Consider the following 15,183-nt stretch of genomic DNA (forward strand, 5'->3'; position numbering starts at 1 on the left):
ATCCCCTCCCCTTAAGGGGAGGGGTGGATTGCCTACCGAGGAGTTTTTTCGTCCGGCACCGCCAGGAACTTGCACGTCGGCCAGGCGGGTTCGAGGTCCCAGGGTTCGATTGCGCCGTCCTTGGCGAGGAGGATCGCCATGAAGGCGCGGTTGCGAACCAGACCGGGCAGCGGATCGGTGCCAGCGAGCTGATAGCGATAATCGCAATCGAGCAGGCGCACGGTTTTTCCCCGGCGATCATAGGTTTCGAGCAGGCGCGGCCAGCGCGTTTGGTCCGCTGCATGGCGGATGCCGGGGCCGTCGAGCGCAGGGGTCACGAGCGCGAGCAGCAGTGCGATCATGCCCCGGCCTCGGCAGCCCGCGCGCTATAGGTGTCGCGGGCGCGGTCATACATCGCTTTCGCCTCGGCATGTTCGCTCGCCCGGATGCGAGTGCCCTTTTGCGCCCAGCAGCGCTCAACCCCGTCGGCGCACCAGGTGGCGGAGGCAGCGACGCGCACGGGCTTGCCGCCGACCTCAATCCAGATCGGGTTGCTGTGCGCGGCATCGGCAATGCGCAGCGCCACCCAGCAGCTTTTGTCGGGTGTAAAGGTGAAGCCGATAGGCCGGAGCACGCCATCGGCAGGCACGATGCGGCTTTCGACGGCTACACCGTTGACGACCAGTTCAACGCTGACCGATCGGCTATCCCCCAGCCGCGCGCGTTCCAGATGCCAGTGCGGCTTGTCGGTGGTGGCGAGGCGACGGATCGCCTCGGTCGCTGACGTGGGAACGGGCTCGAGCCGGGCCGCGACGGCCGCCTCGACTGTCACCGGCGCAGGCACCGCCAGCTTGAGATCGCCCGTACCGAGCGCACATTTCTGTGCCCCCGCAGTCGCGCGCATCTCAATAAAATGCGCGCGCCCGTCCGAAACATAGGATCGCCCGGCGGCCAGCCCGGCGCACCAGCCGACATAGCTGAGCGGGCCATCCAGCTTCACATAGCTGCGCGCCATGCCCATCGCCTGATCATAGATGCACGGCCAGTCGGTCTCACCGGCAATGCGCGGCCGGAAGCCGCTGTTGAGCACATGGTACCAGATGTTGAGTTCAGCGGCGGGCACGGTATCGCCGACGCCGATAAAATCGACCAAACCCTCGGTCACGGTCGCGATGAATTCATTGGCGCCAATGCCGTCGAACGGTGCGGGGGCAAGATTGGGCAGATCGCTCGTCCCCGCCCACAGCCCGTTGCCCGCATGCGGATAGCCGGTGATCGCCCCCTGCACCTTGGCCCAGCGCAGGATCGGCCCGGTCCAGCTCGGCCAGTCGGCGATAGCGGCGGCCCCCGGATAGTCTTGGTCCTTGAGCCCGAGCAGCGCCAGATGCCCGCTCGCCGATGACGGAAACATCGAGATTTCGAGATCATAATGAAGCTTTTCGCGGGGGCTGGAGACAGGATCGTCGCGCCCGGTGAAGTGCCGCTTCTGCACCGCATAGCCCGGCCCCCAGATCAGCACCGAACCGATGCTGAGCGCCTCGCCCGCCAGTTGCGGGAGCATCACCGCTGGCCCCACGCCATCCTCTGGCGCGGCATAATGCGCGCAGCCGGCAGCGTGGAGGTGGTGATCGCCCGAATACCAGCCCATCGCCGCCGGATCGATCCAGCGTTTCAGCGCGATGTCCCACGACGCAGGACCCGTTGCTGACACTGGCCGCTCGCGCTCTTCGATCAGATATTCGGGGCCGCGCGCAGTCGATACGGTAAACAGCCCGGTCGGCAACGACAAGGTGGCACCATCGGCACGATAGATGCGGCGCTGGAAGAAAAAATCGGGCTCCTCGCGCTTCGCTTGCGCAGGGTAAATGCGCTCTTGAGCATCGGTGATCAGGAGCGAACAGGTCGTCGGCTGCCCGTCATGATCGCGAACCCGAAGCGACACCGCCCGGCTTGGCCGGACCGAAAAGGTGACCGACGCGGTCGCGCGACCACCGAGATCCTGCGTGCCCGGCCCGAGATCGGCCGAGAGGCTGGCGTTCAGGCGCCCGGCATCGCGCGCGTAAAGCTGGAGGATGCGGTATTCGACCTCCAGATCATCGAGCGCGAGCGGCAGCAGCGGCCCGTCATACGGGTCGATCGCCAGCCAGCGCGTCTCGATCTGGCCGTGATGGAGATGTTCGCCAGGCGGCGGACGCTGATCCCAGACATGGTCGGTCGCCAAGGATGGCGCGTGGCTGGGAGCGGCTTCTGGGCTGGTCACGCCGATCCGCCCCGGCACCCGCGCGGGATTGTCGATACGGAGCAGGAAAAGCCGCCAGCCACCCTGCACCAGCTCGGGTACCGCCGCCCCGCGCAGCGTGCCGACCCGTGCCTCTGGCGAAATGACCGCCGACAGCAACGTTACTGCATCAAGCATACGCCGCGCTTCCACCGCCGCCGCCGCGATGCCGCCCTGCGCCAGCGCCCGGTCGATCTTCGGCTCCCAATCGGCAATCGGCTCGCCCAGCGCGGCAAGCGCGGCAGCGACCCGCCGACCATGGGCGAGGAAAGGCTGGGGCGGGACCGCGAGCGCCTGCGCCGCCGCTGGCCATGACACTGCAGACAGCGGGAGCGCCGCCACGCCGCCCAGCACCAGCCGCCGGTCGAGGCGAGGGCCGCTGCTCATCCTCGCGCCGGCACCGGCACGTAATCGCGCAGGCTGTCGTCGGGGAAATGGATCACGCGGCCTTCCTCGGCGGATTTGTAGAGCGCCATGATGATGCGGGTCACCTCCACCCCGTCATGAAAGGTCTCGATCGGCGTCGTGCCGGTGCGGAAGCAGTGCACCATGTGCCGGTTTTCCAACGTATAGCCATAGACGCCCGCCTCGTCGTCTATCACCGGCATCAACCCGGTTTCGGCATTCTGCTTCTCGACCAGGTCTTCGCCCTCCCCGCCCTCGATCGCGCGCGACAGGAACAGCTTCAGCCCCGCCCCCAGCGAGCTGAACTGCATCGCATATTCGGGCCCCATCAGCTCAAGGTCGATGCGCAGGCCGGCGCCGACATACGCCCAGCTCGTCGTCGCTTCGATCACCGCTTCCTGCCCCTCGGGGTCTTCGAGGGTGACCAGCCCGCGCGCGAAATCTTCCGATGCCCGCGCGCGGTAATCGACGCCTGCCATTTTCGCGCCAAGCTCCGCCGCATAGCGCGGACGGGTCCATTTCAGATGGCCGATCGTGCCGTTGACCGATTTCACCTGCATCGCCGCGCGCGGCTCATCGGGTGCCGACAGCAAGAAGCGCCCGACCTCAATCGAGTGGCACATCATGTCGGACAGGACGCCCCCGCCCTGCCGCTTGCCGTCCCAGAACCAGGGCTCATGCGGCCCGGCATGTTCTTCCGCTGCCCGTGCGAGATAAGGGCGACCGGCCGAGGGCACTGCGCGGCGCCAGATGATTTCCTTGCCCCGCTGCACGGCGGTCGAAAACACCTGATTCTCCAGATAGCCATGCGCCAGCCCGGCTTCCTCAGTCAGCCGCAGTACTTCCTCCGCCTCGGCGAGCGTGCGCCCCAGCGGCTTCTCGCAAGCGATGGCGCGGATGGATGCGCCAGATTTTACGGCATCGCGGATCGCGGTGAAGGTCTCGATCCGCACGTCATTGGGGGACAGGACCCAGACCGCATCGACCTCGCCGGAGGCGAGCATCTCGGCCAGGCTATCAAACGCGCGACAGGGGCCGAGCCCGAGCGCATTGGCGCGATCGGCCAGTGCCTGTCGCTTGGCCGGAGTGGGGCTATAGACGCCAGCAATCACTGCATCACGTACGCCCTCGAACGAGCCGAGATGGAAATGCGCGATAAAGCCTGCACCGATGAAGCCGATGCGAAGTGGGTCGGTCATGCGATCAAGTCCTTAGTGTGAAGGGTGGCGCGGGCCCGGTCGACCGCCGCCGCGTAGCCGCCGCGCCGCCGGTCGACCAGGATGAGCACGAGGAACGCCAGCGCGGCCACCAGCGCGAACGGCACCAGCGTTGCAAAGGACGCGAGCCCGCCCGCATTTTCCACCGGGGCCAGGATCGCGCGGGCGCGCGCGGTCAAATCAGGTGACGGGTCGGCGGCGATCAATTGACGTGCGAAGCCTACCGCACGCGCACGGTCAAAGTCGTTGCCCTTCGCGCTTTCGGCGAGTGTGACGATCTCCGTACGACGTCGTTCGGGGGCGGCCTCGATCAGCGCGCTTCGGCTCATTTCGACGTCCCCAGCAAGCATCCTCACCTCGGCCACGTCAATTTGTGCCCGAACACGTTGATCCGCGATGCCGCCCATCAGCGGCGTCGTGATACCACCGACAAATGCCGCGCCGACTGCGGCGATCAGGCCAAGGCCGGTCGCGCCGGTACGCGGCAATCGTTCCGCCACGACGCCGACCATCATTGGCCACAGGAAAGCCACCCCGCAGGCGAACACGGCGCTGGCCCCCAAAATGGCGACAAGGCCTTGCGCGCGCGCAATGAGCATCAGCCCGGCAGCGGCAAGCAGCGCGGAGGCGAGCAGCACAACGGTCGGCGCGACCCGCTTGAGCACCGGCTCGGCGGTGCCACGCAGCAGTGCCATGATGCCGTTGATGAAGACGAGCACCAATATGCCCGGCACCCCGCCCGCTTCAATCACCGAGGGAATCCAGCGGTTCGGCCCCAGTTCGAGCGAGGCCGTGATCGCCATCAGCGCCAGCATCAGCCACATCAACGGCGATGCCCCCGTGGCCCTCAGCGCATCGCCCAGCCCCAACCCCGCGGCGCGCGTTTCGGTCGGCGGGAACGTTTGGCGCAGCGTAAGCGCGAGATAGACCAGCGCGGGCATCAGGATCAGCGCGATCTTGGCCTGCCATGCGCCGATGCCGCCCTGGTCAAGCGCATAGGTCAACACCCCGCCAATCGCGATGCCGCCGGGGAACCAAAGGTGGAAATGATTGAGCTTGGCAGCCTTCCTGTCCGGAAACAGCGCCGCGACCAGCGGATTGCAAGCCGCCTCGACCGCGCCGTTGCCGATCGAGATCAGCGTCGCACCGGCCATCAGCATGCCAAAGCCGTTTGCCGCGATCATCACCCCGACCCCGGCGATCTGGAGCAGCGCGGCGATCAGCAGCATCCGCCGGAACCCGAGCACGTCGCACAAGGGCGACAGGACCAACTGCCCTACCGCCAGCCCCCACAAAGCCGCTCCCGCGATTAACCCAGCCTCGACATTGGTTAGCGCGAAGGCTGCTTTGATCCCGCCCAGCGCTGCCGCCACCGACGCAAAGCAGAAAGCGGTCGCGAGCAGCGCGATGCGGGCGGTGCGGAACAGCGCCGCCGGGTCAGTGGTGTCGGTCATGCGATTGTGCCTTTAAGCCCGTTGTTCGAGGCGATTCGGCCAAGATGGTGGGCGCTCGGCTTCGGCGTGCGGGCAAAGGTCGCGCGGTCGACCGCGCACAGCCCGAATTTGGGCTTGAACCCGCGCAGCCATTCGAAATTGTCGATCAGCGACCAATGAACATAGCCGAGCACCGGCACCCCGGACGCAACGGCGCGCGCCAATGACGCCACCCCGGCATCGATCGCTTTGATCCGGCGCGCGTCGTCGATGGCGTTGATGCCATGTTCGGTGACGAGCACTGGGCGGCCCGTCGCTGTGGCAGCCTCGCGCACGGCGGTGCCGAGTGACTCGGTCCAATTGTCGCTACCCTCGTCGTCGGTCATGCTGTCGGTGCGATTGGGCGCGAAGCCGGCTGGGCCGACCTGCTTTCGGTCGTAATTCTGGACACCGATGAATTCGTCGTGACGGCACGCGTCGAACCAGACCGTCCGCGTCTCGGCCACCGCCCGCGCGCGCATCGCCTCACCGCCCGGTGCCGCTTCGAGCACCGGCAGCGCCAGCGTGATGCCGACTTTGGCCCCCGGCACCGCCGCACGGATCGCATCGCCACCGGCATGATGTGCGGCGATCATCGCGTCGCGCGCGCGATAGCGGTTGCCCGATGCATAGCTGCCGAACCGGTCGCTCCCCACTGCTTTGGCCGCCAACCCAAGAATGAATTCCTCGCCGCGATCCGGCTTGTCGCCGCGCAGCAGATAGGGGAGCAATGGCTGGTTCGCCTCATTGATCGTGCAGTGATAGGCCGGCAGCGATCCCAGCGCGCGCGCCGCCCGGTCGCAATAACGCGCGAACAGGCTGGCGATTTCGGGCGTTTCCCAGCCGCCGCGCGCCGCCACCCAGCGCGGCAGGCTGAAGTGATTATAGGTGATGATCGGCGCGATGCCGTGGCGGCGGCAGGCCTCTGCCAGGCGGCGATAATAAGCAAGCGTTGCGGCCGAGAAGGTGCCCGGCTCGGGCTCGATCCGCGCCCATTCGATTGAGAAGCGATAGGCGGTCAATCCGAGCTTAGCGACCAAGGCAATGTCGTCGAGATGGCGGTTCCACGAATCGCAGGCATCGCCAGAAGGCTCAACGAACGGGCTGGGTTTGAGATGTTCGATCAGCCACAGATCGCTGTTGATGTTGTTGCCCTCCACCTGATGGGCTGCGGTCGCCGCGCCCCACAAAAAGCCCCTTGGGAAGGCCGAGGATCGGGCGGCGGCAAGCGGGCCGGTGGAGGCCAGCGCCGCCACTGCGCCGAGCACAACACGGCGATCGATATCAGTCATGGCGCAAATCCCAATTTCGCCAGTTCGGTATCGAAATGCGCCAGCACAGCGGGCGGCGGGCCGTCGAAGCTCTGCCGGGCCTCGTTGCCGACATAGCCGAGCGCGGCAATGCCCTGTGGCGTCGTGTGATAGGCCGCCGCCGCCAGCACGCAAAACCGCGCAAACGCCTTCGCGGTGCCACCCGAGCCGAGCCCCGCCACGCGCGCCGCACGGGCGCCCGGTGCCAATGCTCCAAGCCCGTCGATTCCCGCCAGCATCGGCATGATCAGCGCCCGATCCGCCACCATGTCGGGATAGGGCGCGCCCAGCCATTCATCGAAGAAATCGACCAGCCCCAGCGCTGATCCGGGCGGCGATCCGTCGATACCGGGGACAACGATATCGATCAGCGCGACAAGGTTACGCCGGATCGCATCGTCCAACAGCCGCGGCCAAACATGGCGCTTGGGATCGACCAGCGGCGGGTCTTTGCCATAGCCCGTCGGCTTGCGACCCGACGGTGCGCCGCTCGGCAGATGCGTCACCCCCCAGCCTGCACCGACGACACCGGCGACCAGCGCGCTCCAGCCGATAACGGCGCGGCGATCAATCTCGCTCATGCCTCCCCTTTCGCCAGCGCGCCGGTAAGGTGATCCGCCGCGCGCCAGGCCAGCGCCAGGATGGTCAGCGTTGGGTTCTTGTGCGGGTTGGACGCAAAGGCCGCGCCATCGATCATGTAGAGGTTGGACACTTCATGCGCGTTGCTTGTCGCCGTTACGACCGAGGTGCGCGGGTCAGCGCCCATCCGCGCCGCGCCGACCTCGTGCACCACTTGTCCCCCTGGCCGCATCACCTCGGCGATCGGCATCGACAGGTCGGTCAGGATCTCTGCGTTCATCGACTTGAACACATTGGCGAGCGTTTCGCGCGCATCCGCCATCTGCGCGCGTTCGTTATCACCCCACTGCCAGTGGAAGCGCAGCACCGGCAGGCCGAAGCGGTCGCGCATGACGGGATCGAGATCGGCATAGCTCCCCGGATTGGGCAACATCTCGCCGCGCCCGCTCAGATACACCGAGGAGCCGAAGCGTCGCTTCATCGCGCGGTGCAGATCGGCGCCATAACTGCCGCCGCCAATCCCCTCGGCCATCCCCGCGATGTCGCCAAATTCGGGCAGGCGCCGCCCGCCCCAGAATTCGATCTGATAACCACGCGCGAAATTGAGCTTGCCGCGCCGCTGGTCCTCATAGCGCCACCACGGCGTGTTGACGTGATAGAGCGAGACGCCGTCATCGTTAAAGGCGGGCAAGTCCTCCAGCTGCGGCACGCGCGCTTCGATGCCGAGCGCGGGCGTATCGAGCAGGTTGCGCCCCACCTGCCCGCTGCCATTGGCCAGTCCGTTGGGGAAAGCGGTAGAGCGAGAATTGAGCAGCAGCCGTGCCGAATCGCAAGTGCCGCCGCCGACCATCACCGCGCGCGCCTTCACCCAGTGCCGCGCGCCGCTGGCGGTATCGATATAGCGCACGCCATTCGCCTGCCCGCGCGCATCGACGGTGATTTCATAGGCCATGGCGCGCGTGATGATCGTCAGCTTGCCGGTCGTACGGGCAGGCGGCAGCAGCACCGTGGTCGACTGGAAATTGGCGCGGATCGCACAACCGCGCTGACAATCGGTGGCATAAAAACAGGCCGGGCGGTCACCCAGCGGCCGCGTCAGGATGGCACTGTGCGCTGGGATCACCGGAATGCCATGGCCGCGCTCCATCACGCGCTTCATCCAATGCTCGAACGCGCGCATATTGGGGGGCGGCTGGAGAATACCGGGCGGCGAATCGGGCGAATTCTCGATCCCCTCGGCCGCGCCGAACACGCCGATCAGCCGTTCAACCTTGTCATACCAGGGCGCGACATCATCATAGTCAATCGGCCAGTCGACCCCCAGGCCGTCGCGCGTGTAACCCTTGAAATCATAGGGGCCGAAACGCGGCACCAGCCGCCCCCAATGATTGGTGCGCCCGCCCAGCATCCGCGCGCGCCACCATTTGAACTTGCTGCCGTCGGCCACCGCATAGGGTTCGCCCGGCACCTGCCAGCCGCCGATCGTGGCGTCATAATAACCCTGTTCCTTGTCCGGCGTGGCGGCACCGTGGAGCGGCGCTTCGCCGGGCATGTTGAACATCGGCGTTTCGGTTTCGGGATTATAGTCGCGCCCGGCCTCCAGCATGGTCACGCGCACGCCCGCCTTGGTCAGCGCATAGGCGGCCATGCCCCCCGCCGCACCCGACCCGATGACGATGACGTCGGTATCTGCATTGCCAGCCATAGGCATGATGTGTCAGATCGGAAGCAATAATTCCATATGGAAATATTGTGGCGATATCGGTGCCTTTTTCGACGCTGAAATTCCCTGAACGCTATTCGGCGCTGGGGCTGTTAAGCCATGCTATCACGCGGTCGGCATGGCAGCCTGCTTGGAGGTCGCCCGATCCCAAGCCGGCCTATGATGTCATCATCGTTGGCGGCGGCGGACATGGGCTGGCGACCGCCTATTATCTCGCGCGCAACCACGGCATCACCAATGTCGCGGTGCTGGAAAAAGGGTGGATCGGCGGCGGCAATACCGGGCGCAATACCACCGTCGTCCGCTCCAACTATCTGTTCTCAGAAAGCGCGCGCTTCTATGATTTCTCGGTCAGGCTCTATGAGGGGCTTGGCCGCGAGCTGAACTACAACATCATGTTCAGCCAGCGTGGCATGGTGACGCTGGCGCACAGCCGTCACGATCTCGATGCGCAACGCCGCTGGGCGAATGCGATGCGGCTGAACGGCGTGGATAGCGATCTGCTGACCCGCGAGGGCGTGCGCGACCTCGCCCCCGCGCTCGATTTCTCGGACGGGGCACGGCTCCCGATCATGGGCGGTTTCGTCCAGAAGCGCGGCGGCACCGCGCGACACGACGCCGTCGCCTGGGGCTATGCCCGTGCCGCCTCGGCGCTCGGCGTCGACATCATCCAGAATTGCGAGGTAACCGGGTTCGATGTCGGCACAGACGGCATCAGGGGGGTGCAGACCAGCCGGGGCCTGATCGCCACCAACCGCATCGGGCTGGCGGTCGCCGGGCATTCGAGCGTGCTGGCCGACAAGCTTGGTCTAAAGCTGCCGATCACTTCCTATGCCCTGCAAGCGCTGGTGAGCGAGCCGATCAAGCCGGTGCTCGACACCGTCGTCCTGTCGCCCGCCGCCGGCATCTATGTCAGCCAGTCGGACAAGGGCGAGCTGGTAATCGGCGGCGGGCTCGATCTCTATGCCTCCTATGCGCAGCGGGGCAATCTACCGACAGTAGAGAATGTGCTTGCCGGGCTGCTGACGCTGTTTCCGCGTTTTTCACGGCTGCGGATGCTGCGGCAATGGGCGGGGATCGTCGATGTCGTGCATGATTCGAGCCCCATCGTCGGGCGGACTGACATTCCCGGCATCTTCCTCAACTGCGGTTGGGGCACCGGTGGGTTCAAGGCGATCCCGGCGGGGGGCTATTGCTTCGCCCACACTCTTGCGACCGGCGACGCCCACCCGCTAACGGCCCCGTTCGGGCTTGATCGCTTTGCGCGCGGCGCGCTGATCGATGAAGCCGCCGCTTCGGGGATCGCGCATTAGATGCTGCTGATATCCTGCCCCTGGTGCGGCCCGCGCGACGAGGCCGAATATGTCTGCGGCGGTGAGGCCTATCTGGTCCGCCCGCTACTTGATTGCAGCGATACCGACTGGGCTGCCTATCTGTTCGAGCGCAAGAATTCGCGCGGGCAGACCGTCGATCGCTGGCGTCATGCCTTTGGCTGCGGGCAATGGCTGAACGTCACGCGCGATACGGTGACGCATGCCATCATCGCCGTCGAACCCGGCAGCCCGACATGAAGCGCCTTGCGACCGGCGGCCTTATCGACCGCAGCCGCACGCTGACCTTCACCTTTAACGGCGAGCGGCTGACCGGCCATCCCGGCGATACGCTCGCCTCTGCGCTGCTCGCCAATGGCCGATGCCTGGTCGCGCGCAGCTTCAAATATCATCGCCCGCGCGGGATCGTCGCGGCGGGGGTCGAGGAACCGAATGCGCTTGTCACCATTGGCACTGGCGCGTCCGCCATCCCGAACCTGAAAGCGACCGAGGTGCCGCTGGTGGAGGGGCTGATCGCCACCAGCGTCAATTGCTGGCCCGGCCCGCGTTTCGACCTGCGCAGCGTGCATCAATGGGCAGCGCCGCTGCTGGGGGCCGCCTTTTATTACAAGACCTTTATCTGGCCGAACTGGCACGTTTTTGAAGGGCCGATCCGCCGCGCGGCAGGCCTGGGCACGGCACCCGAGGGGTCTGATCCCGATCGCTATATCCACCAGCATCTGCGCTGCGACGTGCTGGTCGTGGGCGGCGGGACAGCAGGACTGGCCGCCGCTGCCGAGGCCGCCGCATCTCGGCAGTCGGTCGTGCTCATGGAGCAGGATTTTGCGCTGGGCGGGGTCGCAGCGGGAGCGCTGGGCGCAAGGGTTGCGGCGCTTGCCACGCTGCCAAATGTGCGGCTGTTCACGCGCACCACCGTTTTCGGTTATTACGACCATGGAGCGCTTGCCGCCGTCGAGCAGCTATCGGGCGACGGTCCGGCGCAGCGCCTCTGGAAAATCCGCGCCGGTCGCGTCGTGTTGGCGACGGGGGCGATCGAGCGGCCTTTGGTGTTTGCGGGCAATGACCGGCCGGGTGTGATGCTCGCCTCGGCTATGCGCGTTTATCTCCAGCGGTTCGGCGTGCTGTGCGGACAACGCATCGTCGTCGCGACGAACAATGACAGCGCCGCGGATGTGGCGGTGGCGCTTCGCGATGCGGGGGCCCAGGTCACGCTGGTCGATGCACGGCCCCATGCCGCCCCGATCCCCGGCATCGACGTGCGCGCAGGGGCGATCATTGCGGGGGCCACCGGCGGTTGGCGCGTCGCGGGTGTGCGCCTGGCGACCAGAGACGGTCGTAACGCCGGGCACATCCGCTGCGATGCCGTCGCTATGTCGGGCGGATGGTCGCCGACGCTTCACCTGTTTTCGCAATCGGGTGGCCAAGTTCGTTATGATGCCAATCGCGCGATGTTCGTTGCGGGTGACGCCGTGCAGCCGGTCTCGGTGGGTGGCGGCGCGGCGGGATTCGATCTCGACATTGACTTGTCCGCCTACACCACCCCCAGCGGCAAGGCGTTCGTCGATTTCGCCAATGACGTGCTGGCCAGCGACATCGGCGTGGCGGCGCAGGAAAATTATGTCTCGGTCGAACATCTCAAACGCTACACGACCCTCGGCATGGGGGTCGACCAGGGCAAGACATCCAACGTCAATGGCCTGATGCTGCTGGGTGAGCGCACCACACGGGCGCCCGAGACCGTCGGCACGACTCGCTTCCGCCCGCCTTACACGCCGGTAACGCTTGGCGCGATTGCAGGGCCTGGCGTGGGAGCGATGTATCACCCGTTGCGCCACCTCCCTGCGCATGACTGGCATGCGGCGCATGGTGCTCTGTTCGAGGAGCATGGCGGCTGGGCGCGCCCGACAGTCTATCCACGCCACGGAGAGGGCTGGGAACAGGCGGTGCTGCGCGAGGTGCGGACGGTGCGCGCCGGCGTCGGCCTGTTCGACAGTTCGTCGCTTGGCAAGATCGAGGTGATCGGCGCTGACGCCGGGACCTTTCTTGACCGAATCTATGTCGGCACGGCATCGACGCTCAGAATCGGATCGGCACGTTATGGCCTGATGCTCAACGAGCAAGGCGTGATCATCGATGACGGCGTCTTCGTGCGGCTCGCCGATGACCAATATCTGGTCCACACGACGAGCGGCGGTGCCGATCGGATCGCGGCAATGATGGAGGAGTGGCGGCAATGCGAATGGCCGTCGCTCGACGTCGCGATCGTGCCGGTTACGCCCGACTGGGCGACCTGGACGCTGAGTGGCCCCAAGGCTGGCGCGGTGCTGGCGCGCGCGGGCACCGACATCGATCTGGCGTCCTTTCCGCACATGACCTGGCGGATCGGGACCGTCGCAGGACTCCCGGCGCGTGTCCTGCGCGCAAGCTTTACCGGCGAGGCGAGCTATGAAATCAGCGTCGCCGCCGATCACGCAACCGCGCTGGGCGAAGCGCTGGCACTAGCCGGTACGGCGGACGGTTTGACCCCCTATGGCATCGAGGCATTGATGACGATGCGCATCGAGAAAGGCTTCATCCATGTCGGCGTCGATACCGACGGCACCACCCTGCCCGGCGATGTCGGCATGGCGGGCGGCGTCGTTCGCAAGTCATCGGACTTTATCGGCCGACGTTCGCTGGCGCGGGCCGATGCGGTTCGGCCCGATCGGCTGCAGCTCGTCGGCCTGGCCAGCGACGCGCTGTTGCCGGTTGGCGCGCATATCCTGGCAGGCGACGCCGTGCCCGGGGATAGCCACGGCCATGTCAGCTCGAGCGCGTGGAGCCCCAGCTTGGACAGGCCGATCGCGTTGGCGATGCTGCGGGCCGGCCGGTCGCGACTGGGTGAGACGGTAACGCTTTATGACATGGGCCGACGCTTTCGCGCGGCCGTCATCGCCCCTGGCGTCTATGACCCGGCGGGAGAACGGTTGCGTGGTTGATCTTGCGCTGATCGATGCGGGGCCATCCCCCACGCTGCCCTGCCGGATTGTCGGTCGACACCCGTCCGTCACGGTTGATCGCTGCGGCCCGGCATGGTTGCTCCGCAAGACCGCCACAACGGATGTCGCTGCATTGCCCGGATCAACGATGGCCGCCGACCATGCCGATGGCCTGCTGGCGTGGCTGTCCCCCGATGCCTGGCTATTGCTGGGGGCGATCAATCCGGCCCGGCTGGAAGGGACGGCAAGCACGTGGATCGATGTATCGGCGCGCTACATCTCGGTTCGCGTAAAGGGCGATGCGGTGGGCTTTGTCACCGCGCTGACGGGCCTTGACTCCGCCGCGCTCCACCCCGGTCGATCACTCTCGACCCGGATGGCCGGGCTGCCGGTGAGTATCTTGCCACGCGCCGACCATATCCTGATCCTCGCCGAATGCGGGCGCGACCGCTACTGGATCGACTGGCTCCGCCTCGCGCTTCAGGCTGATTGAGCGGCAATCACACCGCGATAGGCCCCGCGCGCCGCCAACAGGCACGCCGCACCGCTCGCGTAGAAGATGACCGATAGAATCGCGAGCGACAGGCCAACCTTGTGCGGATCGCCAAAGACAAGGCTCGTCAGCGCGCCGACCCCGACCGGCCCGACAATCATGCTGAGCAGGCCGGTGATCATCAACGCAAACGCCGCAATCCGGCCGCGCAGCTCGGGTGGCGTCGCCGCCTGCACGATCGCAGGCCCAAGCCCGACATAGGCGCTCGACACCAAAATGCCGGGCGCGACCAGCAGCAATGTCGTCGTCGCATCGGGCATCAGCGTTGAAAACGCGAAAGGAACGGAGACAATCGCCGCGCCCGCCGTCACGATCAGTGCGCCATCGCTGCGGCCACCCCTGACGATCCGCGTGGCAATAACCCCACATAGCAGCACGCCGCCAACCCCCAAGGTCATCAGCATCAGGCCAATCACCGTGCCGATCTGCGGCGCGCTCCAGCCGAAATTGCGGACGAAGACACTGGGCAGCCACAGCAGATTGGCAAATCCCGCCGCCCCCAACAGGCTGACCCCGGTGATATAGAGCAGGATCAACGATCGCCGACTGCGCCAGAAATCGCCCAGCCCGGCAAATGGTGCCGGTCGCGCGCCGACCAGCCGATCGCGCGGATCGCGGACGATGAGCGCCAATGCCAGCGCGACGAGCAGCCCCGGCAGCCCGACGAGCACGAAGGTCAATTGCCACGGCGCGAGATTGCCAACCAGGGGCAGCGCGCGCGCCGGCCCCGAAGCGAGCGCGACCACCTGCCCGCCCAGAGCAAAGGCAAACCCCGCGCCGAGCGCCACGCCTGTCCCGTAAATGCTCATCGCCAGCGGCAACCGGGCCTTGTCAAAGCGATCGGCGATGATCGAGTGCGCCGCCGGCCCGAGCGTCGCTTCACCGACGCCCACGCCAATCCGAGCGATGAACAGGTGCGCGAAATTGGCTGCAAACCCGCTGAGCGCGGTCATGATCGACCAGGCCGCGATACCCGCCGCCATCAACCGCCCGCGATCGACCCGATCCGCCAGCCAGCCCAGCGGGATGCCCGCAACCGCATAGAAAATCGCAAAGGCGGGTCCCGCCAGCAGCCCCATAGCAAAATCATCGATGTGGAGGTCTCGCTTGATCGGCTCGACGAGCAAGCTCAAAATTTGCCGATCGACGAATGACAGGATCGCCGCCACCACCAAAATTGCGAGCATGCCCCAAGGGGGCCGTGCGTGAGCCATCATATTTCCTCTCGAAATCGATACTCGCGTATCGAATCGGAAATATCCAGATGGAATACATCCCGAGCGGCTCACACCATCGGAATATGCAATCCGCCTCACCCAAGCTCACCACATGGACAAGGCCAAGGAGGTCGCCCAGCT

Annotated in this window: 12 protein-coding genes; 4 read left to right on the forward strand and 8 right to left on the reverse strand. The window is 66.2% G+C overall.

Features of this window, described 5'->3' with window-relative positions; genetic code table 11:
- Nucleotides 1-32 precede the first annotated feature (32 nt).
- The 7 genes from B7Y43_RS07095 to B7Y43_RS07125 are packed head-to-tail and all read right to left on the reverse strand — an operon-like array spanning nucleotide 33 to nucleotide 8,945.
- Nucleotides 33-341, reverse strand: coding sequence for a hypothetical protein (locus B7Y43_RS07095; protein ID WP_374130933.1), 309 nt, complete (start codon nucleotides 339-341; stop codon nucleotides 33-35).
- On the reverse strand, nucleotides 338-2,644 hold the full coding sequence (locus tag B7Y43_RS07100) for a CehA/McbA family metallohydrolase (RefSeq protein WP_374130934.1): 2,307 nt from the start codon (nucleotides 2,642-2,644) through the stop codon (nucleotides 338-340). The genes B7Y43_RS07095 and B7Y43_RS07100 overlap by 4 nt, the downstream gene beginning before the upstream one ends.
- On the reverse strand, nucleotides 2,641-3,861 hold the full coding sequence (locus B7Y43_RS07105) for a Gfo/Idh/MocA family protein (protein WP_374130935.1): 1,221 nt from the start codon (nucleotides 3,859-3,861) through the stop codon (nucleotides 2,641-2,643). Before B7Y43_RS07105 ends, B7Y43_RS07100 begins: the two co-directional genes overlap by 4 nt.
- Nucleotides 3,858-5,333, reverse strand: coding sequence for a sugar MFS transporter (locus B7Y43_RS07110; RefSeq protein WP_374130936.1), 1,476 nt, complete (start codon nucleotides 5,331-5,333; stop codon nucleotides 3,858-3,860). The genes B7Y43_RS07105 and B7Y43_RS07110 overlap by 4 nt, the downstream gene beginning before the upstream one ends.
- Nucleotides 5,330-6,643, reverse strand: coding sequence for a glycoside hydrolase family 1 protein (locus tag B7Y43_RS07115; protein WP_374130937.1), 1,314 nt, complete (start codon nucleotides 6,641-6,643; stop codon nucleotides 5,330-5,332). Before B7Y43_RS07115 ends, B7Y43_RS07110 begins: the two co-directional genes overlap by 4 nt.
- Nucleotides 6,640-7,242: a hypothetical protein gene (locus B7Y43_RS07120; RefSeq protein WP_374130938.1), complete on the reverse strand. Its 603-nt coding sequence runs from the start codon at nucleotides 7,240-7,242 to the stop codon at nucleotides 6,640-6,642. The genes B7Y43_RS07115 and B7Y43_RS07120 overlap by 4 nt, the downstream gene beginning before the upstream one ends.
- On the reverse strand, nucleotides 7,239-8,945 hold the full coding sequence (locus B7Y43_RS07125) for a GMC family oxidoreductase (protein WP_374130939.1): 1,707 nt from the start codon (nucleotides 8,943-8,945) through the stop codon (nucleotides 7,239-7,241). The genes B7Y43_RS07120 and B7Y43_RS07125 overlap by 4 nt, the downstream gene beginning before the upstream one ends.
- 53 nt (nucleotides 8,946-8,998) lie before the next feature.
- Here B7Y43_RS07125 and B7Y43_RS07130 point away from each other — a divergent pair, with 53 nt between their 5' ends.
- The 4 genes from B7Y43_RS07130 to B7Y43_RS07145 are packed head-to-tail and all read left to right on the forward strand — an operon-like array spanning nucleotide 8,999 to nucleotide 13,765.
- Entirely contained in the window at nucleotides 8,999-10,276 is a 1,278-nt protein-coding gene (locus tag B7Y43_RS07130; protein ID WP_374131089.1) for a sarcosine oxidase subunit beta family protein, read from the forward strand.
- Nucleotides 10,277-10,534 carry a sarcosine oxidase subunit delta gene (locus B7Y43_RS07135; protein WP_374130940.1) on the forward strand — a complete coding sequence of 86 codons (258 nt, stop codon included), beginning with the start codon at nucleotides 10,277-10,279 and terminating at the stop codon, nucleotides 10,532-10,534. It abuts the gene before it with no gap.
- On the forward strand, nucleotides 10,531-13,272 hold the full coding sequence (locus B7Y43_RS07140) for a 2Fe-2S iron-sulfur cluster-binding protein (RefSeq protein WP_374130941.1): 2,742 nt from the start codon (nucleotides 10,531-10,533) through the stop codon (nucleotides 13,270-13,272). Before B7Y43_RS07135 ends, B7Y43_RS07140 begins: the two co-directional genes overlap by 4 nt.
- Nucleotides 13,265-13,765, forward strand: a complete 501-nt coding sequence (locus B7Y43_RS07145; protein ID WP_374130942.1) for a hypothetical protein — start codon at nucleotides 13,265-13,267, stop codon at nucleotides 13,763-13,765. Before B7Y43_RS07140 ends, B7Y43_RS07145 begins: the two co-directional genes overlap by 8 nt.
- Here the strand turns inward: B7Y43_RS07145 and B7Y43_RS07150 are convergent.
- Complete coding sequence (locus tag B7Y43_RS07150) at nucleotides 13,753-15,012, reverse strand: MFS transporter (RefSeq protein WP_374130943.1); 1,260 nt, start codon at nucleotides 15,010-15,012, stop codon at nucleotides 13,753-13,755. The two genes, B7Y43_RS07145 and B7Y43_RS07150, sit on opposite strands and share 13 nt — an antisense overlap.
- Nucleotides 15,013-15,183: the final 171 nt, after the last annotated feature.

It is taken from the genome of Sphingomonas sp. 28-62-20 (assembly GCF_002281505.1).

What these genes read in the sequence shown, in the direction of transcription:
- B7Y43_RS07095 (WP_374130933.1), bottom strand. Translation starts at nt 341, where the DNA reads ATGATCGCACTGCTGCTCGCGCTCGTGACCCCTGCGCTCGACGGCCCC.
- B7Y43_RS07100 (WP_374130934.1), bottom strand. Translation starts at nt 2,644, where the DNA reads ATGAGCAGCGGCCCTCGCCTCGACCGGCGGCTGGTGCTGGGCGGCGTG.
- B7Y43_RS07105 (WP_374130935.1), bottom strand. Translation starts at nt 3,861, where the DNA reads ATGACCGACCCACTTCGCATCGGCTTCATCGGTGCAGGCTTTATCGCG.
- B7Y43_RS07110 (WP_374130936.1), bottom strand. Translation starts at nt 5,333, where the DNA reads ATGACCGACACCACTGACCCGGCGGCGCTGTTCCGCACCGCCCGCATC.
- B7Y43_RS07115 (WP_374130937.1), bottom strand. Translation starts at nt 6,643, where the DNA reads ATGACTGATATCGATCGCCGTGTTGTGCTCGGCGCAGTGGCGGCGCTG.
- B7Y43_RS07120 (WP_374130938.1), bottom strand. Translation starts at nt 7,242, where the DNA reads ATGAGCGAGATTGATCGCCGCGCCGTTATCGGCTGGAGCGCGCTGGTC.
- B7Y43_RS07125 (WP_374130939.1), bottom strand. Translation starts at nt 8,945, where the DNA reads ATGGCTGGCAATGCAGATACCGACGTCATCGTCATCGGGTCGGGTGCG.
- B7Y43_RS07135 (WP_374130940.1), top strand. Translation starts at nt 10,277, where the DNA reads ATGCTGCTGATATCCTGCCCCTGGTGCGGCCCGCGCGACGAGGCCGAA.
- B7Y43_RS07140 (WP_374130941.1), top strand. Translation starts at nt 10,531, where the DNA reads ATGAAGCGCCTTGCGACCGGCGGCCTTATCGACCGCAGCCGCACGCTG.
- B7Y43_RS07150 (WP_374130943.1), bottom strand. Translation starts at nt 15,012, where the DNA reads ATGCTCGCAATTTTGGTGGTGGCGGCGATCCTGTCATTCGTCGATCGG.